The following is a 20378-nucleotide window of genomic DNA, read 5'->3' as shown; positions in this document are numbered from 1 at the left end:
CTGATGTGACGTGCACATCGACCCGGTGGCGCGCCTCTTGCGACGATGCCGAGATAAAAGGGGAGGCGCGAATGGCGCTCGCTGCGTTCGACGAGATGAATGGGATACCCGGCGCCGCAATGGGCGATTCCGCGGTACGAGAAGCCTATGACAGTCTGAAATCCTGGCTCGACACGACTCCGCCCGAGCATTTCAATACGCGTCGTAGTCAAGCCGAAATGTTGTTTCGGCGGATCGGCATCACTTTCGCCGTTTACGGTGCAAACGAATCCACTGAGCGACTGATCCCTTTCGACATCATCCCACGGGTTATCACCAAGCCGGAATGGACCTTCCTGGAGCGCGGGCTGAAACAGCGTGTCACGGCGATCAATGCCTTCCTCAGCGACATCTATGGCGCGCAGGAATGCATCAAAGCCGGGATCATTCCAGCTGATCTGGTCTATCGCAATCCGCACTACCGGATGGAGATGCGGGCCTTCAAAGTCCCGCACGATCTCTATGTGCACATCGCCGGTATCGATATCGTCCGTACCGGCGAGAACGACTTCTTCGTGCTCGAGGACAATGCCCGCACGCCGTCCGGCGTCTCCTACATGTTGGAGAACCGGGAAGTGATGCTGCGGCTCTTCCCCGAATTGTTTTCGCGCCATCGCGTGGCGCCGGTGGAGAATTATCCGGATTCCCTGCTCGCGACCCTACGCAGCCTGGCCCCGCAGACGGCGACCCGAGATCCCTCCGTCGTATTGCTCACCCCCGGTCGCTACAATTCGGCTTTCTACGAACACTCCTTCCTGGCCGACAAGCTTGGCGTCGATTTGGTGGAGGCATCTGACCTCTTCACCAAGGACGACGTCGTCTACATGCGCACCACGGAAGGCCCGCGCCGAGTCGATGTCATCTACCGCCGCCTGGACGACGATTTCCTCGACCCCCTGGTGTTTCGCCCCGATTCGGTTCTCGGTGTGCCCGGCCTCATGAATGCCTATGAGCGCGGGACGGTAACCCTTGCCAACGCGGTCGGCACCGGTATCGCGGACGACAAGGCGGTCTACAGCTACATGCCGGAGATCGTGAAATTCTTCACCGGCGAGGAGCCGATCCTTCACAACGTGCCGACATACCGGTGCCGCGAAAAGGAGGCCTTCTCCTACGTGATGGATAATCTGGCCGATCTCGTCGTGAAGGAAGTCAACGGGTCGGGGGGCTACGGCATGCTGGTCGGTCCGCATGCCACGAAGCGGGAAATCGAAGATTTCGGGCGCAAGCTCCGCCACTCACCGGATGGGTTCATCGCCCAGCCGACCCTTGCTCTCTCAACGTGCCCAACATTCGTTGCATCCGGCGTCGCACCGCGCCACGTCGATCTGCGACCGTTCGTGTTATGCGGCTCCGACGAAATCAGGATCGTTCCCGGCGGTCTGACACGTGTTGCCCTCAAGGAAGGGTCGCTCGTCGTCAATTCGAGCCAGGGCGGTGGCACCAAAGACACTTGGGTACTCGACGCCTGACATCACGTTCGAACTCACCTCGCGCGAGAGGTGGATCGTTTTCTCGTCTATCGCCTTAACGGAAGCCCATGCTGTCCCGGACCGCCGACAATCTTTACTGGCTCTCGCGCTACGCCGAGCGGGCCGAATTCGTGGCTCGCATCCTCGATGCGGCTCACCGGCTCGCGGCCCTGCCGTCGAGCTACGGCGGTGGCGAGACCAACGAATGGGCGTCGGCACTGGCTTCGGCGGGAGACCCGGAAGTGTTCAAGACGCTTTATGACAGCGTCAACGAAGCGACCGTGTGCAACTTCCTGGCTTTCTCACCGCACAACCCTTCTTCGATCCGCTCCTGCATCGAGACGGCGCGAGAAAACGCCAGGTCCGTGCGTACGGCGCTGACCACGGAAATGTGGGACGCGATCAACGGAGCCTGGCTTGAACTGCGCAACTACGAAGGTCGCGACCTCACTCGCGATGAGTTCAGCCGTTTCCTCGAATGGGTGAAAGGTGTGTCCCTCGCGTTCGACGGCTCAGCCTATCGTACGATGCTACGGAACGACGCCTATTGGTTCACAAGACTCGGCACCGCCATTGAGCGTGCGGATAATACCGCTCGTATCCTTGATGTGAAATACCGTATTCTTCTGCCGGCCACTGAGAAAGTCGGTGGAAGCCTTGATTATTTCCAATGGACTACGATCCTTCGTGAGGTTTCGGCTTTTAACGCTTATCATTGGGTTTACCGTGAAAGCGTCAAACCGCTCCTGGTCGCCGACCTGCTCATTCTGAACCGGCAGATGCCGCGCTCACTGACCAATTGCTACGGAATGCTGGTGGAGCATCTCGATCTCATCGCCGACGCCTATGGCAGGCGTGGGGCTAGTCAGCGGTTGGCGAGCAACACTCTCGCACGCCTTGAAAGCGAGAATATCGACCGGGTCTTCCGGTCGGGGCTACACGAGTTTGTCACTGCCTTCATCGTCGAGAACAATCGCCTCGGCGCGGCCGTCATCGAACAATATCTGGTGTAGGGTTCCGTCGAATCCTGAGCTCTGCAAGAGACGTCCATGCGCATCCGCGTTTTCCATGAGACCAACTACACTTACGAGCAGCCCGCTCGCGGCCTGATCCAACTCCTGCGTCTTCGTCCGCGTGACCATGACGGGCAATACGTCCGCCGCTGGCGGATCGAGCCGTCTGTGGATGGGCGGGTCAGCGAGCGCGAGGACGGCTTCGGTAATGTCACGCACTGGTTCACGGCGGACGAGCCTGCGGATGCCCTGACCATCCGGGTGACCGGCGAAGTCGACACCAACGAGATGCATGGGATCGTCCGCGGCACGGTGGAACGCCTTCCAGATGTGTTCTACCTGCGCGATTCCGATTTGGCGGTGGCCAATACCGAGCTTCAGGCTTTTGCTAAAAGCGTGGTCGACGAAGGGGATTCCTCAGTGCTCCCCTGCCTCCACCGCCTCCTTGCCGCTGTCTTCGACACGGTCGCGTTCGAGCCGGGTCCAGCCAGCGCCAGCACCACCGCTGCGCAATCCTTCGCCGCCGGAAAGGGCGTCTGCCAGGATCTCGCCCATATTTTCATCGCGGCCGCGCGACATCTCGAGATTCCTGCTCGCTACGTCTCGGGCTATTTCTTCCACGCCGAAGGCGGGGAGGACCAGGGAGCGGGGCATGCTTGGGCGGAAGCCCTGGTGCCCGGCCTTGGATGGGTAGGTTTCGACCCTGCAAATGGTATCGCTACGACCGAGGCGCATATCCGTGTCGCCATCGGGCTGGATTATTTGGGTGCGGCCCCGATCAGAGGCAGCCGGATGGGTGGCGGGACTGAAACGCTCGAAGTAAAGCTTCGCGTCGAACAGGTCCAAGCCGCCGTCCAGGTTTAATCTGTCGCATCGTGAGGCATGGCTCGAGATTCTCGGGCCATCGGGGGTATCGGTATCATGACCTATTGCGTCGGGCTCCTCGTCGAGGAAGGACTCGTGATGGTTGCCGATACCCGCACGAATGCGGGACTCGACGACATCTCGACCTATCGCAAGCTGCATCATTTCAACGTGCCGGGCGAACGGGTGATGATGCTGGCCTCGGCAGGCAATCTATCTGTGACGCAGTCGGTTCTCAGCATGTTGGCCGAGGGCGTCTCTGGCGATGACGGCGAACCTACACTGAAGATCACCGAAACCACGACGATGTTTCAGGCGGCCCAGCTCATCGGCAAGGCGATCCGCCGTGTGCGTGCCATCGAGAAGGCCGGGTTCGAGGCAGCGAACCTGCGATTCTCCATCTCGCTGCTGTTCGGCGGTCAGATCGGCAATGAGCCGATGCGCCTGTTTCTCATCTACTCGGCCGGAAACTTCATTGAGTGCAGCACCGACGCACCGTTCCTTCAGATTGGTGAGCATAAATACGGCAAGCCCATCCTCGATCGGGCCGTGAAGTTCGAGACGGACCTCTATGACGCCCTGAAGGTGGGCCTCGTTTCCATGGATTCGACGATGCGTTCGAATCTGGGTGTGGGTTTGCCGATCGATATCGCCGTGTGCCGACGCGATGCCCTCGACCTTGAGGTGAGCCATCGGATCGAGGCAGGAGAGTCATATTTCCACGATCTCCGGGAGCGGTGGTCGGCCGCTCTGCGCGCAGCGCACCGGGCTATCCCACGTCCTCCCTACGGGCCTGCCCCGCGCTAGCCCGGAGCCTCCCAGGCTTCGCGATAGGCACGTACCGCCCCCTCCGGATCCTTGGTCCTCATGACCCCGCCCATGATCGCAATTCCGGCAAAGCCGGCATTGCGGCAGGCTGGGGTATTCAGCGGGCTGATTCCTCCCAGGGCAAGGACAGGTATCTCACGCTTACGATCAGATTGGATCGCAGCTGGCCCGAGTGCGGGCCCGTATCCCGGCTTGCTTTGCGTCGCGAAAATTGGGCTAAGGGTCGCGTAGTCCACGCCCAGCTCGGCGGCCCTGTCGATCTCGGCTGGAGAATGGGCCGAGATGCCAACCAGGCATACGGATGGAAGTTGTTGCTTTGCCGAAAGGATATCCTCTCGCTTGGCGCCACCACCGAGATGGACACCGTCTGCTCCGATCGCACAGGCGAGCGCCACATCTCCCCCCACGATGAAAGCAGCACCCATCCTGCGCACCGGGATGATCAGGTCTTCGGCAAGGGATTGGCGAGAGGCCGCGTCGAGATCGCGGTCCCTGAACCAAATCCAGCGGACACCGCCGGCGAGGGCCGCCTCGACCCTTTCAACCAACGGGATGTCACTCCCCGTCCGGTCCGTTACGACGAGTAGACCTGATGGCTTCGGCCTCACGAGCCCACGAGACCGAGCTGCGGGCTCGACGGATCTGCGCGGCCTCGCTTAGGGATTCGCCCAGCAAGATGGGCGAGGCGACCGGCCTCGACCGCATGACGCATGGCGCGAGCCATGCGAACCGGATCGTCCGCTTTGGCCACAGCGGTATTGAGAAGACAGCCCGCCGCGCCGAGTTCCATGGCGACCACAGCATCGGAAGCGGTGCCGATTCCGGCATCGACAATGACCGGCACGCTAGCTCGACGACAGATCAATTCGAGATTAGCGGGGTTGGCGACCCCCATACCAGAGCCAATCAGGGAGCCCATCGGCATCACCGCCGCGCAGCCAATATCAGCAAGCCGCTGACATACGACGGGGTCGTCATTGCAATAGGGCAGGACGACGAACCCATCATCGACGAGATGGCGACAAGCGACCAGCAATTCGGACACGTCCGGGTAGAGCGTTTCCCGGTCACCGATGACTTCGACCTTTATCCAGTTCGTATCGAGGGCTTCACGGGCGAGATCGGCGGTCATAATCGCATCGCGAGCAGTCTCGCAGCCGGCAGTATTGGGCAGGAAACGATAGCCCTTCAGGCGCCGCACAGTATCCGAACCGTGGCCTTGCAGCGAGACGCGGCGAATCGAGGCGGTGACGACCTCTGCACCGGATGCTTCGATCGCATCGACCATGATGCTCTGCGTTGGATAACCAGCAGTGCCGATGAAAAGGCGGGAGCTCAAGGCCACGCCGGCGATGACCAATGCATCGTCCGCAGTAGTTTCGATCGTACGTCCGTTCATGATGATTGTCCTCCGGCTATCCGCCCTGCATGGCACGCACGATCTCGACCTTGTCGCCTTCCGTGATGGCGGTCGTCTCCCAATCCCGCCGGCGAATGACCGTGCCGTTCACGGCGATGGCAATGCCCTGCGGGCTCTCAATTCCGGTCTGCTCCGCCTCGAGCCGGAAGAGCGCCGACACATCCCCGGCCTCGATCTCGCGAGGCTGTCCGTTGATGCTGATCTTCATGCGAAGGCCCTCCTCTCGCGCTGCACAGATCGGTGGAATCGAGCGAGACCGAAACTGCTTGCGATATCGGGCAACGCGCCGGTGGTAACGAGCTCGGCCACGCAATCGGCCGTGGCTGGAGCGAGAAGATAGCCGTTGCGGTGATGCCCGGTGGCGACCACGAGGCCAGGAGCCAGAGTATCGATGATCGGCGCATCGTCATCGGAGGTTGGCCGAAAACCACTCCAGACCGCCTCGACCTCCATCTCCTCAATGCCGGGTAGAACCCGACGCGCTCCCTCTAACAACGCATAAAGACCACCGGCGGTGACGCCGGGGACGAAGCCGCAATCCTCGACCGTAGCGCCTATGATGAGATGGCCATCTGCCTTCGGGGCCATATGGACCTGCTCGGTCCAGACCATGTGCGAGAGATTGCCGGTCCGTGTTGTAGTCTTCAGCGCCAGAGATTGACCCCGCAAGGGTCTCACCGGCAAAGCGAGTTCACCGGGAAGAAGGCTGGCGTCGCCACTCCAGGCACCGGTTGCAAGGATCAGGGTTGCCGCCGAGATATGCCCGCGAGACGTGGCAGCACCGCAGACCCGGTCGCCTACCCAATCGAGCGCCACCACTGCGCAGTGCTCGACGATTGTGACACCGGCAGCCTGATTGGCGCGGGTGAGCCCGGCCATCACGAGACGTGGATCGACCTGATGGTCGTCAGGGCAGAACAGACCAGCCGTCACGGAGGGGCGTAGAGTAGGCTCCAGAGCACGAACCTCCGACCCCGGCAACCAGCGGGCGGAAAGTCCAGACCGGATCTGCAGGTCGTGCCGAAATCGAAGGCGGTCGACCTCATCGCGACCGATGGCTACGACGAGAGTCCCCTCCTCCCGGTAGTCGATGCTGATACCCGAGGCGGCCTGGAGTTCGTCGCGAAAGCCCGGCCAGCGTGCCAAGCTTTCAAGCGCCAGAGGCAGTAGAGGATCCGAACCCGGCTCATGCTCCGCAGCCGGTGCCAGCATCCCCGTTGCGGCGAGGCTCGCGCCGACGCCGACGGTGTCGCGCTCGATGACCGTGACGCTTAGCCCGGCTTGAGCCAGACGCCACGCACAAGAGAGACCGATCAATCCTGCGCCCACAACGACGACATCGCTTCGGGTTGGCAAAGCGTTGCTATCAATGACGATACCCGTCGCTCTACGGGAACCGATGGTCGGATTAGCTGAGACGTCCAAAAACAACCTCCGCGATGCTTCGCAAAGATTGGTGTCCTTCAGCTCCGATCCGAAGCGTGCCGAGCTCCCTTCGAGAGAAACCCGCGGTCCAATCCCTACGCCGGTATGAGCCGGTTCAGGTTCAAAGGATTTCCGCGCCGCCCGGGCTCATGGCCCAAGCTCATCGGTTTCTCAGCCCCTTGACGGGGATCTCCCTGGAACGCCCATGATGTGGGTAACGATCGCGCCTCGGTCAATCCCCAGGGTCGCCTCAGGATACAAGAACCCGTGTCAGACGGGCACAGGTGTTCTCCCTGGCCTATAGACGCCCATTGGTTCGGCGAATCCATCGAGGTCGTGTTCGCCGAGAGCTTCCGACTCATCCCAAAGGAAATCGACGAACGGTTTCGACATGAGAAGCGGCTCTCCAAGCGTCTTGTTCAGGCGCGCGAGGCGGCTTGCAAGGTTCACATCGCGGCCGATGACGGTGAAGTCGAGCCGGGCGCCCGATCCGACATTTCCATAGGCCGCCTCGCCATGGTGGAGGGCGATACCCGCAACGACGGGTTGAGCGAACCGACCAATGGCATTTGCCTCGTCGAGTGCGGCTAGGGCAGTTCGCGCTGCGATGAGTGCGCCTTTAGCGGCTCCGCCAAGGTCGTCGCCGCGTTCGCGGAAGATCGCCAGCAGCCCATCGCCGAGGTATTTCAACACTTCGCCACCTTCGCGCTCGACGGCCGGCACAAGGCAATCGAAGAAGATATTGAGGAGGTCCACAGCCTCCTCTGGTGTCATATTTGCCGAAATCTGGGTGTAGTCACGCATATCTGCAAAAAAAATCGCAGATCGAATACGCTTGACTTGCCCCCGGCGGATATCACCGGAGAGAATAGCTCGGTGAGGCTCGTCACCGACATAAATTCGTAGAACCTGATCCAGCGTCTTGTTGACGATCCGCATCTCCATCACTGCGGCCAGCGTGGGCATGACGAAACGGAGGATCGCGATGTCTTCGTCTCGAAAGCCGCCGACCGCGCGAGTTGCGAAGGTGATGCCGTTACGCGTGCCATTGGTAAAGAACAACGGCGCAACGATATAGTGAGTGTAACCTTCGGCCTTGAGTTCGGGAATGATCGAGTACCGTAGATCCTTCGTGTCATTCAGATCGACGATGAGCCATTCACCGGTCTCGTGGACGGTGAAGAACGGACTATCTCGATAGGCACGGTCGGATGCATCGCCGTGCGGGAACAAGCGGACCGTCGAGCCAGTCTCGCGCGTCCAAAAACGACCCACGCCTGAATACTCGGAGTGCAACGTGTCGATGGCGGTCGATGCGCGATCGACAGGGACACCGAGAGCGATCAACCGCTCAGACATCCCGGCCAGAAGATCATCCGCCTGCGGCAGACGAGCCCCCTCGCTCAAAAGCCAATCCCTGAGGGCGACACTCTCCTGCAGCGACCCGAACGGTACGTCATTCGCCTCCGACCCGTCTGCATCGGCAGTCGGCGGAGGATGGGGCGGACTAAGATCGAGCATGATGCCAAAGTGGGTCGGAGTGGGCGGGGCGACAACAGGTGCCGTCAAGTTCGTCACGAGTTCCCACGAAAATGTCGTCCTATTGGTGCCACGGTAATATGGAATTTGCCATCACCGGCCGATCGTGACGCCGATTTTCTATCTCTACCATCGGATCAGCCCATGCCTTTCGCACATCGCGTTGTCGCCCTCGTGATCGCCATGACGTGTACCGGGGTGGCAAAGGCCGAGCCTGTATCGCTTCCGGCCGCGAACACGCCATCCCGCGCGCAGGCTGCAGCAGGCGACGAGGCTCATGCTCGGACAACATCGAGCTTCTCCGAATCGAACGAAACCAGCAGCCGGCGCCAGGCAACCTTCAATGAACGGATCGCCCGGCGCGGTGAACGGGCTATCGCGTCCTTGTGCAATGGCTGTGGAACGGACGCATCTCGGCAAAAGCCCAGGGCCACCAATCCCGTAAATCCTATGGCGGGAGCCATCATGCCGGATGCAGAAAGTATCTATTCGCGCAAGCGCGGCTTCGACCCATCGCGTGCGGCAAGCTATTGACGCGTAGGTGGTTAAGGCCGACGAGCCGTCGCGTCCCTTATTTACGGGTCATAGGCCCTGAACGAGAATGGCGCACCGAGGGGTGCGCCATTCTAGATTCTGAAAGATGATCGTCGCCTGAAACGCGGAACGATTCAACCTCAGTTGTCCAAGAAGCTTCGCAACTTCCTGGAGCGGCTCGGGTGCTTCAGCTTCCGCAGCGCCTTGGCTTCGATCTGACGGATACGCTCACGCGTGACAGAGAATTGCTGACCGACCTCTTCGAGGGTGTGGTCGGTATTCATACCGATGCCGAAGCGCATGCGCAGCACACGCTCCTCGCGCGGCGTCAGCGAGGCCAGCACGCGAGTGGTGGTCTCGCGCAGGTTCGACTGGATCGCCGCATCGATCGGCAGAACGACGTTCTTGTCCTCGATGAAATCGCCGAGATGCGAATCCTCCTCGTCGCCGATAGGCGTTTCGAGGGAGATCGGCTCCTTGGCGATCTTCAGGACTTTCCGGACTTTCTCCAAAGGCATGGCCAGCTTCTCGGCCAGCTCCTCGGGAGTCGGTTCGCGGCCAATCTCGTGCAGCATCTGGCGCGAGGTCCGGACAATCTTGTTGATCGTCTCGATCATGTGCACCGGAATGCGGATGGTGCGCGCCTGATCGGCGATGGAGCGGGTGATCGCCTGCCTGATCCACCACGTGGCATAGGTCGAGAACTTGTAGCCGCGGCGATACTCGAACTTATCGACGGCCTTCATCAGGCCGATATTGCCCTCCTGGATCAGGTCCAGGAACTGCAGGCCGCGGTTGGTGTATTTCTTAGCGATGGAAATCACGAGACGGAGGTTGGCCTCGATCATCTCCTTCTTGGCCTGACGGGCTTCGCGCTCGCCCTTCTGAACCATGTTGACGATCTTGCGGTATTCGCCGATCTCCAAGCCGGTCTCCGAAGCGAGCGTAAGGATCTGCTCACGCAGATCGGCAACCTGCTTGGCGCCCTTCTCGACAAGGTTCTTCCAGCCCTTGCCACCGAGCTTGCCGACACGCTCCATCCAATTCGGATCGAGCTCCCAGCCCTGGTAGTGGCGTAGGAACTCGTCGCGGGCGACGCCGTGGCTCTCGGCATAACGCATGAGGCGACCCTCATGGCTGATGAGGCGCTTGTTGATGTCGTAAAGCTGCTCGACGAGCGCTTCGATGCGGTTCGAGTTGAGTGACAGCGACTTCACGTCGGCGACGACGGTATCCTTGAGGTCGGACTGCTTTTGACTCTGAGCGGAGGTCTGCGTTCCGCCACCCGCCTTCAGATCGGCATGCTCGTTCTGGAGCTTGCGCAGCTTCTTATAGTTGTTGGCGATATTGTCGAACGTCTCGAGAACGCGCGGCTTGATCTCAGCTTCCATCGCCGCGAGCGAAACGTTGTTCTCCATGTCGTCTTCGTCGTCGCCGCCCTCAGAGGGGATCGGCGCCTCGGCCTCGTCCGCATCCTCGCCCTCGGTGAGCTGGGGAGCGTTCTTCGCGTCCGGCCCGGCATAGGTCGCCTCTAGGTCGATGATGTCGCGCAGCAGCACGCGTCCGTCGACGAGCTCATCGCGCCAGATGATGATGGCCTGGAAGGTAAGCGGACTCTCGCAGAGGCCCGCGATCATCGCCTCGCGGCCGGCCTCGATGCGCTTCGCAATGGCGATTTCGCCCTCACGGGAGAGTAGCTCCACCGAGCCCATCTCGCGCAGGTACATGCGAACCGGATCGTCGGTACGATCGGTTGGTTCCTTCGCCGTCGTCTCGCGAACGGCGAGCGGCTTAGTCGGGGCGATCTCGGCGACTTCCGTGCCTTCGGCGGCGTCATCGTCGTCGGACGCTTCACCGTTGGCAGGCTTGTCGCCCCCAGCATCCTCGGTCTCTTCGGCCTCGACGACGTTGATGCCCATCTCGGACAGCTGCGACAGTACGTCCTCGAGCTGATCCGGATCGGACTGCCCCTCAGGCAGCACCTCGTTGATCTCCTCATAGGTGATGTAGCCGCGCTTCTTAGCGAGCTTCACCATCCGCTTTACTGAGGCATCGGTCAGATCGAGGAGCGGTCCGTCGGTCTGTTGCTCAGGAGCAGCATCCGCATCGTCCCGTTCCGTTGCCTTCGTCGCCATGTTCCGCCTATTGTTGCCCTGGTCGCGTTGAGCGGGAGCGTTCGGCTCACTCCGCGTCGTCCACGCCACCATTCTGTGATGTGCGGCGCGCACGAGGCGACCGCGTCGATATCTCATATTTCGGTGTACAAGCACGACGCTTGACCGATTGTTAACCATGCGCCGCAAGCGGCACTCTAAATTCTGTTTCGTCGTGGTTACGCGGCCGCCGTATCGTCTGATTCTGGCACGTCGGCGTCTGCCTCTGCCCCTGCGACTACGGCCATACGTTCCTTGACGTCGCAAAGCCAAGCGAAGTTGGCCTCGGATTCATCCTCGACCAGTGCGCGCTCGGCAGAGCGAAGCTCGCTATTTAGCGCGCCAGACTTCCGGTGCAAGATCACGGCCTGACGCAATGCGTCTTCCAGCCGCATCCGGTCTGCATGCGGATCGAGCGTCCAGCGGTCACCAGGCCGGACATGGGAGGCGAGCCGTATCGCTGCTTCGCCGAGCCCAGCCCTGCGCAAACGAGTTTCCAGCACCTCCACATCGGGCTGATCGGCGTCTGCGGCCTGGTCCAGCAGCAGGGACCGCAGCGCCTGTGCGTCGGGATCGTCGAGTTCCAGCGCTGCCAGATCCTCGGCTTCTATCCCCAACAATTCCGGGTGAGCCAGCAAGCTCGAGACGATCATAGCCTCACGATCGCGAAACATTGCCGTCCCGCCGGAATTAGTCGATCCAGCGAAGAGCGGGTTGAACTTCGTAGTGATTCGCGGCGATGGCGGCGGATCACCAGGTCGCGGTTTGCGCTGAAACGTCGATACACCACCGTTCCGGGGCTCATAACCGGTCCGACGCTGGCCACCGCTACTAGCGGGTGAGAGGCCACGAAGGCGCCCCTCTATCTCATCCTTATAGAACCGTCTCACTGTCTCGTCGCGGATCGAAGCGACCATCTCGCGCAGCCCTTTGGCGAGACCAGCCTTGCGCTCGGGCGTATCCGCTGGCGTGGATTCTGTAGCGCGCGACCAGAGAACGTCGACAAGGGGGCGGGCGCCTTCGAGAACGCGATCGATGGCCGAAGCACCGGCTGAGCGGAGCAGGTCATCGGGGTCCTGCCCCTCCGGTAGAAGCGCGAAGCGCAGCGACTTTCCAGGCGTCAATCCCGGCAGGGCCACGTCGAGTGCCTTGAACGCCGCGCGCTGGCCGGCGCCGTCTCCATCGAAGCACAGGATCGGTTCGTCGGCATGGCGCCAGAGCAGTGCCAGCTGCTCCTCCGTCAAGGCCGTGCCGAGGCCGGCGACGGCGTTCGGGTGTCCGGCCATGGTCATGGCGATAACGTCGACATAGCCTTCCACCGCGATGATCGTCCCGCGATCATGGGCCGCTTTGCGGGCGCCGTGCAGGTTGTAGAGCACCTGCCCCTTGTGGAAGAGCGGGGTCTCCGGCGAATTCATGTACTTCGCCTTGGCGTCGGCCTGCATCGCCCGGCCCCCGAAGGCGATGACCCGGCCCCGGCTGTCGGTGATGGGAAACATCACCCGGTCGCGGAACTTGTCGAAGGGGACGGCGATGTCGTCGCCGCTGACGAGCAGGCCCAGTTCGGCCATCAGCTCCTTGTCCACGTCCTTCGCGGCCAGATGATCGCGCAGGCCGTAGCGCTCCGACGTGGCGTAGCCGAGCCGGAAACGCGAGCGGATCTCGGGGCCGAGTTCGCGCCGGTCGAGATAGGCGCGGGCGCCGGTACCGAGGCGGCCCTTGAGCTGGTCCACGTAATAGGCGGCCGCCAGTTCCATGACCTCGAAAGCGCCGGTGCGCTTGGTTTCCATCTCCCGCGTGTCGGCGCTGGGCGCGGGCAGGGTCACCCCCGCCTCCCCGGCCAGGCGCTCCACCGCCTCGGGAAAGCTGAGGCCCTCGGTCTCCATCAGGAACGTGAAGACGTCGCCGTGCTTACCGCTCGAAAAACAGTGGTAGAACTGCTTCTGGTCGTTCACATAGAAGGACGGCGTCTTCTCCGAGTTGAAGGGCGATAGGCCGCGCCACTCGCGGCCCGCCTTCTTCAGCCGCACCCGCCGCCCGACCACGTCGGAGGCGGGAAGCCGCGCTCTGATCTCTTCGAGGATGTGGGGTGGGTAACGCACTGGGGCACCGAACCTTCGCAGAGGTTCATTCTAGCCCAGTGCGTTTAAAGAGTCCCGAACGCTTCGACGCGCGCTCTCCCCCTGAAACCCAATCAGTCAGGATTTGGCGTTCAGCACGTCCTTCACCAGACCGCTAGCCTTGCCGAAATCCATCCGGCCCGCGAAATTTCCTTTCAACACGGCAATGACCTTGCCCATGTCCTTAGGACCAGCCGCACCGGTTTCCGCGACAGCCGCCTCGATCGCAGCTCTCGTCTCGGCCTCATCCATCTGTTGGGGCAGATAACCCGCGATAATCGCAGCCTCGGCCCGCTCATTCTCAGCGAGTTCGGGGCGGCCACCCTGATCATAGACGCCAGCGGATTCGTTGCGCTGTTTAATCATTTTCTGCAGTAGCGCGAGAATTTCTTCCTCTGTGGCTGGCTCTTTGCCGAGACCGCGGGCCTCGATGTCTTTGTCCTTCAAAGCGGCTTGAATCATCCGCACAGTGGCGAGCTTGGCCTTGTCGCCGGCCTTCATGGCCTCTTTCATGTCGCTGGTAAGGCGGGCGCGCAGCATGGTGGTCTCCTGAAAGTAGTCCCGATAACGGGAATGGTGTGCGAATTGCGAGATTCTGCGAATCGAAGTGGTTGAGCCGGTCGAACGCCGAGGCCACATTGACCCCATCACGGCCCGCTCGTTATGAGCGCCGCACAATGCGCCACCAGCGCGCGCCGTCGCACCGGCGTCGATGGGTCGGCTGGACATAAGCGAGATCGCGACGATGCTGCAAGACGAAGGCGCCCAAGCGCAATCATCCTCCACGCCCGCACCCTGGGCCGAGCCGCTCGCGACAGCCCTGCTCGTGCTGTCCGACGGCACCATCCTCGAAGGATTCGGCATCGGCCAGACCGGGGCGTCCGACGGCGAGGTCTGCTTCAACACCGCAATGACCGGCTACCAGGAGATCCTGACCGACCCCTCTTATGCCGGTCAGATCGTCACCTTCACCTTTCCGCATATCGGCAATACCGGCACCAACGACGAAGACCTGGAGAGCCTCGACGCGGCCCCCGCCTCCGGCGTCCGCGGCGCGGTCATTGCCTCGGCCGTCACCAACCCGTCGAGCTGGCGCTCGTCGAGCCATCTCGACGCCTGGCTGAAGGCGCGCGGCATCGTCGGCATCACCGGGATCGACACGCGGGCGCTCACAGCCCTCATCCGCGACCACGGCATGCCCAACGCCGTCATCGCCAACGATCCGGAGGGGCGGTTCGACCGCGAGGCACTGAAGGCGCGCGCCGCCGCCCTCGCCCCGATGGAGGGTCTCGACCTCGTTCCGCCGGTCACGAGCCGCGAGACTTCCGATTGGTCGCAGACGACCTGGGCGGTGAAGAGCGGCTACGGCAGCCGCCAGATCGGCGAGGGCCTCAAGGTCGTGGCCATCGATTACGGGGTGAAGCGCAACATCCTGCGCCTGCTCGCCGAGGCCGGCTGCGACGTCACCGTCGTGCCCGCCACCACCTCCGCCGCCGCGATCATGGCGATGAAGCCCGACGGTGTCTTCCTGTCGAACGGTCCAGGCGATCCGGCCGCCACCGGCGAATACGCCGTTCCGGTGATCCGCGAGCTTCTGGACGAGAAGGTGCCGACCTTCGGCATCTGCCTCGGGCACCAGCTCATGGGCTTGGCGCTCGGCGGACGCACCGTGAAGATGGCTCAGGGCCATCACGGCGCCAATCACCCGGTGAAGGACAAGACCACGGGGAAGGTCGAGATCGTCTCGATGAACCACGGCTTCGCCGTCGATCCGGCCAGCCTGCCCGAGACTGCGGTGGAGACGCATATCTCGCTGTTCGACGGCTCGAATTGCGGCCTTACCCTCACCGACCGCCCGGCCTTCTCGGTTCAGCACCACCCGGAAGCCTCGCCGGGCCCACGCGACAGCCACTACCTGTTCGAGCGGTTCGTGGCGCTGATGCGCAGCGGCAAGGCCGAGACGGCTCCCACCGGCGCTGCGTAGGTCCGTTCGTTCGCCGCGTCAGGCGCTTTCGCACCCATCCCTTGAGTTCCGGCGGATCGCCGCCGGGGCATTCGCGAAATGGTTCCCTCGTTGTCACAAAAAACCCGGCTTTGACCGGCACTCCCCGAAGCCAACGACGATCGGCACGGTGACGCCGCCGCGACGATCGTCCTGCTGCCTTGAGCACGGGGTTTTCCACATGACGTTCGACGACGCGCGCGATGATTTCTCGCGCCTGCATCGGGTCTTCACGTTCCATCTCGGCGTGGCCGTCGCTCTCGCCTGGATGACCGCCCTGTATTCGGCCTGCTACGCCCCCTGGGTCCGCAACATCCGCGCGCTCATCGACCCGGCCGGCGGCACCCAGACCATCGAGAGCACCTGGTCCTTCCTGTTCGTCCTGCCCGTCGTCCTCACGATTGCCTGGCTCAGCCTGTTCTTCGGCCGCGAGATCCTGCGCCGCTCGCAGACCCTGCCCAACGTCGCCCTGGAATTCGCCGCCGCCGCCGCCGTGGCCTTCGGCGTGTTCTATCTTTCCATCGATCGCGCGGTGGCCGCCCTCTATATCGGCCTCTGATCGTACCGCGCGGGTAGTCGGAGGCGGCTTGGCGCCGCCTCCTTTTCTTACGTCACTGAACCTGGGCGAGCAGGGGCTCGAACCGCTTGGCGGCGAGCTTGTTGTGCGTCACCGCCTTCGCCGCTTCGAGGTTCTCCGGCTTATCGCCGACCACCACCACGGCGATCATGCCCATGAGGTAATGCGGCGAGCACTTGATGCCGTAGACCCCGGGCTTGTCGAACTTGACGACCTCCTCCTTGCCCAGGACGGTCTTGAAGGTTTCCGCTCCCTCGGGCGCCATGCCCTTGATCAGTTCGGCATTGTGCCCCTTGTCCTGGGGGACGAACTTGATGCTGTCGCCCGGCGCCAACTTCACGAAGGCAGGGTCGAAGACCATTATACCACCCGGCCCGCTGTTGAGGGTCTTCACGGCGATCTCGGCGGCGAAAGCGGCTGGGCCGGAGGCGATGCACAGGGCCAGCGTGCCCATGAGCGTTCCTAGCTTTATCATTCCTATCCTCGAATTAGTCTTGTTCGAGATCGACAACGCGCCGATCATCTCAATTACACAGCTCCGTCTAGGGCGCAATATTTTGCATCTTCTTAAATTTATAGTTATTATAGTTTAATTATTCTTGGTGGCGAACGAGCGGTCATTCGGGGCGGGCACAATCGTCGCCAAGCCTCTCGACGCTCTTCCAAAACCCTCCCGCCGCGTGTAGACGCGAACCCTAACGATCATTCACGCCGCTCGCGTCCATATCCGGCCCGCTCCAGATTGTGGCGCCGCGCTTGACGGACGCGCGCGTCCGCAAGCCAAGGCGCCCGATGCCGAAACGCACCGACCTCTCCACGATCCTCATCATCGGTGCCGGTCCGATCGTGATCGGGCAGGCCTGCGAATTCGACTATTCCGGGACGCAGGCCTGCAAGGCCCTCCGCGAGGAGGGTTATCGGATCGTTCTGGTCAATTCGAACCCGGCCACCATCATGACCGACCCGGACATGGCGGATGCGACCTATGTCGAGCCGATCACGCCGGAGATCGTTGCCAAGATCATCGAGAAGGAGCGCCACGTCCTTCCCGGCGGCTTCGCCCTGCTGCCGACCATGGGCGGCCAGACGGCCTTGAACTGCGCCCTCTCGCTCAAGAAGCTGGGCATACTCGAAAAATTCGACGTCCAGATGATCGGCGCAACGGCCGAGGCCATCGACAAGGCCGAGGATCGGCAATTGTTTCGCGACGCGATGACCAAGATCGGCCTGGAAACGCCGAAATCGGCCGTCGCCAACGCGTCCGCCGCCAAGAAGGTGGATCGCGAAAAGTACCTCGCTGAGATCGCCCGGATCGAGACCTCCACCGACGAGGCCACTCGCCCGGCCGCCCTCGCCGCGTTCGAGAAGAAGTGGCACGCGGGCGAATCTGACCGTCGCAAGCGCTACGGCGAGCATGCCATCGGGCAGGCGCTGATCGCGCTGGCCGAAGTCGGCCTCCCGGCCATCATCCGCCCCTCCTTCACCATGGGCGGCACCGGCGGCGGCATCGCCTACAACCGGGAAGAATTCCTCGACATCGTGGAGCGCGGCATCGACGCTTCGCCGACCAATGAGGTCCTGATCGAAGAGAGCGTCCTCGGTTGGAAGGAATACGAGATGGAGGTCGTTCGTGATAAGAACGACAACTGCATCATCGTCTGCTCCATCGAGAACATCGATCCGATGGGCGTCCATACCGGCGATTCCATCACCGTGGCCCCGGCCCTGACGCTCACGGACAAAGAGTATCAGGTGATGCGCGACGCATCGCTCGCGGTGCTGCGTGAGATCGGCGTGGAGACCGGCGGCTCGAACGTGCAGTTCGCCATCGACCCGGCCACCGGCCGGATGATCGTCATCGAGATGAACCCGCGCGTGTCGCGCTCGTCCGCGCTCGCCTCCAAGGCCACGGGCTTCCCCATCGCCAAGGTCGCGGCCAAGCTCGCGGTGGGATACACCCTCGACGAGATCGCCAACGACATCACCGGCGGCGCGACCCCGGCCTCGTTCGAGCCGACCATCGACTACGTCGTCACCAAGATCCCGCGCTTCGCCTTCGAGAAATTCCCGGGCGCCGAGCCGACGCTGACCACGGCGATGAAATCGGTGGGCGAGGCCATGGCCATCGGCCGTTGCTTTGCCGAATCGCTGCAGAAGGCGCTGCGCTCCCTGGAGACCGGCCTGACCGGCCTAGACGAGATCGAGATCGAGGGGCTCGGCAAGGGCGATGACCACAATGCCATCAAAGCGGCGTTGGGCACGCCGACCCCTGATCGCCTGCTGAAGGTCGGTCAGGCCCTGCGTCTCGGCGTCAGCCACGAGGAGGTCCATGCCTCCTGCAAGATCGATCCGTGGTTCCTGGAGCAGCTCCAGGCGATCATCGATCTGGAGAACCGGGTCAAGGCCCACGGCATCCCCACCACACCCGGCGCGCTGCGCCAGCTCAAGGCGGCGGGCTTCTCGGACGCCCGTCTCGCCGTGCTCGCTAAGACCGACGAGGACAGCGTCCGTGCCGCCCGCCGGGCGCTGGGCGTCCGCCCGGTCTTCAAGCGCATCGACACCTGCGCGGCCGAGTTCAAGGCGCCCACCGCCTACATGTACTCTACCTACGTGGCGCCCTTCGCCGGCACCGTGGTCGACGAGGCGCAGCCCACCGACGCCAAGAAGGTCATCATCCTCGGCGGCGGGCCCAACCGTATCGGCCAGGGCATCGAGTTCGACTATTGCTGTTGTCACGCCTGCTTCGCGCTCACCGAGGCCGGCTACGAGACCATCATGGTCAACTGCAACCCGGAGACGGTCTCCACCGACTACGACACCTCCGACCGGCTCTATTTCGAGCCGCTGACGCAGGAGGACGTGCTCGAGATCATCGAGACCGAGCGGCAGGCCGGCACGCTGCACGGCGTCATCGTCCAGTTCGGCGGCCAGACCCCGCTGAAGCTCGCCCGCGCCCTCGAAGCGGCCGGCGTGCCGATCCTCGGCACCTCACCGGACGCCATCGACCTTGCCGAGGACCGCGACCAGTTCAAGCGGCTCCTCGACAAGCTGGGGATGAAGCAGCCGAAGAACGGCATCGCCTATTCAGTCGAGCAGAGCCGCCTCGTGGCCTCCGATCTCGGCTTGCCCTTCGTGGTGCGCCCGAGCTACGTGCTGGGCGGCCGCGCCATGGCGATCATTCGCGACGAGGTCCAGTTCGCCGACTATCTCCTCGACACTTTGCCGAGCCTGATCCCGTCGGACGTCAAGTCGCGCTACCCCAACGACAAGACCGGCCAGATCAACACGGTGCTGGGCAAGAACCCGCTCCTGTTCGATCGCTACCTGTCGGATGCCACCGAGATCGATGTGGATGCCATCTGCGACGGAAAGGACGTCTACATCGCCGGCATCATGGAGCACATTGAGGAGGCCGGCATCCATTCGGGCGATTCCGCCTGCTCGCTGCCCTCGCGCTCGCTCTCGCCCGAGACCATCGCCGAACTGGAGCGCCAGACCAGGGCGATGGCGCTGGCCCTACAGGTCGGCGGCCTGATGAACGTGCAATACGCCATCAAGGACGGCGCAATCTACGTGCTGGAGGTGAACCCACGGGCATCCCGCACGGTGCCCTTCGTCGCCAAGGTCATCGGCGAGCCCATCGCCAAGATCGCGGCGCGTGTCATGGCCGGCGAGCCGCTCGCGAGTTTCGGGCTCGAGCCCAAGGTCCTCGACCATATCGCCGTCAAGGAAGCCGTGTTCCCCTTCGCCCGTTTCCCCGGCGTCGATGTCCTGCTCGGACCGGAGATGCGCTCCACCGGTGAGGTCATCGGCCTCGATTCGAGTTTCGGCGTCGCCTTCGCCAAGAGCCAGCTCGGCTCGGGCACCCTCGTGCCGAAGAGCGGCGCGGTGTTCGTTTCGGTCCGTGACGCCGACAAGGCCCGCATCCTGCCGGCCATCCGGGAGTTATCGGAGGCCGGTTTCGTCATCGTCGCCACCAGCGGGACGCAGCGCTACCTCCTGGAGAACGGAGTCCCCACGGAGCGGGTGAACAAGGTGCTGGAAGGCCGGCCTCACGTGGTCGATTCGATCAAGAACGGCGACATCCAGCTGGTGTTCAACACGACGGAAGGCGCAGGCGCACTCTCGGACTCGCGCTCCCTGCGCAGGGCGGCCCTCTTGCATAAAGTCCCGTACTACACCACTCTAGCCGGAGCGATGGCAGCGGCCGAGGGGATCAAGGCCTATCTCGAAGGTGATCTCCAAGTCCGCGCTTTGCAGGAATACTTCGCGGCCTAACATTTGATGCTGCGTCCGACTTGATTGGACGTAGCAGGTGCCAAGGCTTCAAGACCATCTTACTCTGGCCCGGAGGGAGCATTCCGCTCCCGACCGGGCCTATTCATTGTGGCG

At 62.7% G+C, this 20378-nt stretch carries 17 protein-coding genes and 1 riboswitch; of the genes, 8 read left to right on the top strand and 9 right to left on the bottom strand.

All coding sequences use genetic code 11. The annotated features are described in order from the left end of the window. Window positions 1–71: 71 nt before the first annotated feature. The 4 genes from ACYQR9_RS10150 (at window position 72) to ACYQR9_RS10135 (ending at window position 4195) form a co-directional block, all read left to right on the top strand. On the top strand, window positions 72–1511 hold the full coding sequence (locus ACYQR9_RS10150; protein ID WP_461229485.1) for a circularly permuted type 2 ATP-grasp protein: 1440 nt from the start codon (window positions 72–74) through the stop codon (window positions 1509–1511). Window positions 1512–1579: 68 nt separating this feature from the next. Next, entirely contained in the window at window positions 1580–2524 is a 945-nt protein-coding gene (locus tag ACYQR9_RS10145; RefSeq protein WP_056431088.1) for an alpha-E domain-containing protein, read from the top strand. 36 nt (window positions 2525–2560) lie between these two features. Next, window positions 2561–3388 (top strand): transglutaminase family protein, encoded by an 828-nt coding sequence (locus ACYQR9_RS10140; RefSeq protein WP_056431091.1) that lies wholly within the window; start codon window positions 2561–2563, stop codon window positions 3386–3388. A 57-nt stretch (window positions 3389–3445) separates the two neighbouring features. Then, window positions 3446–4195 carry a hypothetical protein gene (locus tag ACYQR9_RS10135; protein ID WP_056431094.1) on the top strand — a complete coding sequence of 250 codons (750 nt, stop codon included), beginning with the start codon at window positions 3446–3448 and terminating at the stop codon, window positions 4193–4195. On the opposite strand, the gene ACYQR9_RS10130 is transcribed toward ACYQR9_RS10135, so the two are convergent. The 5 genes from ACYQR9_RS10130 to ACYQR9_RS10110 all read right to left on the bottom strand — a co-directional run bounded on the left by ACYQR9_RS10130 (window position 4192) and on the right by ACYQR9_RS10110 (window position 8582). After that, entirely contained in the window at window positions 4192–4824 is a 633-nt protein-coding gene (locus ACYQR9_RS10130; RefSeq protein ID WP_461229484.1) for a thiamine phosphate synthase, read from the bottom strand. The genes ACYQR9_RS10135 and ACYQR9_RS10130 overlap by 4 nt on opposite strands. Next, on the bottom strand, window positions 4821–5615 hold the full coding sequence (gene thiG / locus ACYQR9_RS10125; protein ID WP_461229483.1) for a thiazole synthase: 795 nt from the start codon (window positions 5613–5615) through the stop codon (window positions 4821–4823). Before thiG ends, ACYQR9_RS10130 begins: the two co-directional genes overlap by 4 nt. A 16-nt stretch (window positions 5616–5631) precedes the next feature. Beyond that, window positions 5632–5844, bottom strand: a complete 213-nt coding sequence (gene thiS / locus ACYQR9_RS10120; RefSeq protein WP_461225096.1) for a sulfur carrier protein ThiS — start codon at window positions 5842–5844, stop codon at window positions 5632–5634. Further along, complete coding sequence (gene thiO, locus ACYQR9_RS10115) at window positions 5841–7067, bottom strand: glycine oxidase ThiO (protein WP_461229482.1); 1227 nt, start codon at window positions 7065–7067, stop codon at window positions 5841–5843. Before thiO ends, thiS begins: the two co-directional genes overlap by 4 nt. A gap of 68 nt (window positions 7068–7135) precedes the next feature. After that, a riboswitch (TPP riboswitch) is annotated at window positions 7136–7266 on the bottom strand. A gap of 65 nt (window positions 7267–7331) precedes the next feature. After that, window positions 7332–8582, bottom strand: coding sequence for an adenylate/guanylate cyclase domain-containing protein (locus tag ACYQR9_RS10110; RefSeq protein ID WP_056431106.1), 1251 nt, complete (start codon window positions 8580–8582; stop codon window positions 7332–7334). A 162-nt stretch (window positions 8583–8744) separates the two neighbouring features. On the opposite strand from ACYQR9_RS10110, the gene ACYQR9_RS10105 reads away from it, so the two are divergent. Then, the gene (locus ACYQR9_RS10105; protein WP_082469953.1) at window positions 8745–9134 is read left to right on the top strand and encodes a hypothetical protein; all 390 of its coding nucleotides are present in this window, start codon (window positions 8745–8747) and stop codon (window positions 9132–9134) included. A gap of 140 nt (window positions 9135–9274) precedes the next feature. On the opposite strand, the gene rpoD is transcribed toward ACYQR9_RS10105, so the two are convergent. The 3 genes from rpoD to ACYQR9_RS10090 form a co-directional block, all read right to left on the bottom strand. Beyond that, on the bottom strand, window positions 9275–11269 hold the full coding sequence (rpoD, locus tag ACYQR9_RS10100) for an RNA polymerase sigma factor RpoD (RefSeq protein ID WP_419951803.1): 1995 nt from the start codon (window positions 11267–11269) through the stop codon (window positions 9275–9277). Window positions 11270–11466: 197 nt separating this feature from the next. After that, a complete protein-coding gene (dnaG, locus tag ACYQR9_RS10095; RefSeq protein ID WP_461229481.1) occupies window positions 11467–13389 on the bottom strand; it encodes a DNA primase in 1923 nt (640 codons plus the stop codon). A gap of 96 nt (window positions 13390–13485) precedes the next feature. Beyond that, window positions 13486–13947, bottom strand: coding sequence for a GatB/YqeY domain-containing protein (locus ACYQR9_RS10090; protein WP_056431113.1), 462 nt, complete (start codon window positions 13945–13947; stop codon window positions 13486–13488). 205 nt (window positions 13948–14152) lie between these two features. On the opposite strand from ACYQR9_RS10090, the gene carA reads away from it, so the two are divergent. Continuing rightward, window positions 14153–15391, top strand: coding sequence for a glutamine-hydrolyzing carbamoyl-phosphate synthase small subunit (gene carA / locus ACYQR9_RS10085; RefSeq protein ID WP_207411618.1), 1239 nt, complete (start codon window positions 14153–14155; stop codon window positions 15389–15391). A 199-nt stretch (window positions 15392–15590) separates the two neighbouring features. Next, window positions 15591–15968 (top strand): hypothetical protein, encoded by a 378-nt coding sequence (locus ACYQR9_RS10080; RefSeq protein WP_056431120.1) that lies wholly within the window; start codon window positions 15591–15593, stop codon window positions 15966–15968. Between the two features lie 52 nt (window positions 15969–16020). Here the strand turns inward: ACYQR9_RS10080 and ACYQR9_RS10075 are convergent, their stop codons facing one another. Next, window positions 16021–16461: a pseudoazurin gene (locus ACYQR9_RS10075; RefSeq protein ID WP_461229480.1), complete on the bottom strand. Its 441-nt coding sequence runs from the start codon at window positions 16459–16461 to the stop codon at window positions 16021–16023. A gap of 317 nt (window positions 16462–16778) precedes the next feature. On the opposite strand from ACYQR9_RS10075, the gene carB reads away from it, so the two are divergent. Next, window positions 16779–20264 carry a carbamoyl-phosphate synthase large subunit gene (gene carB, locus ACYQR9_RS10070; protein WP_461225102.1) on the top strand — a complete coding sequence of 1162 codons (3486 nt, stop codon included), beginning with the start codon at window positions 16779–16781 and terminating at the stop codon, window positions 20262–20264. Window positions 20265–20378: the final 114 nt, after the last annotated feature.

The sequence above is a fragment of the Methylobacterium sp. CM6241 genome (assembly GCF_054817845.1).
This window is presented reverse-complemented; position numbering and strand designations above follow the sequence as displayed.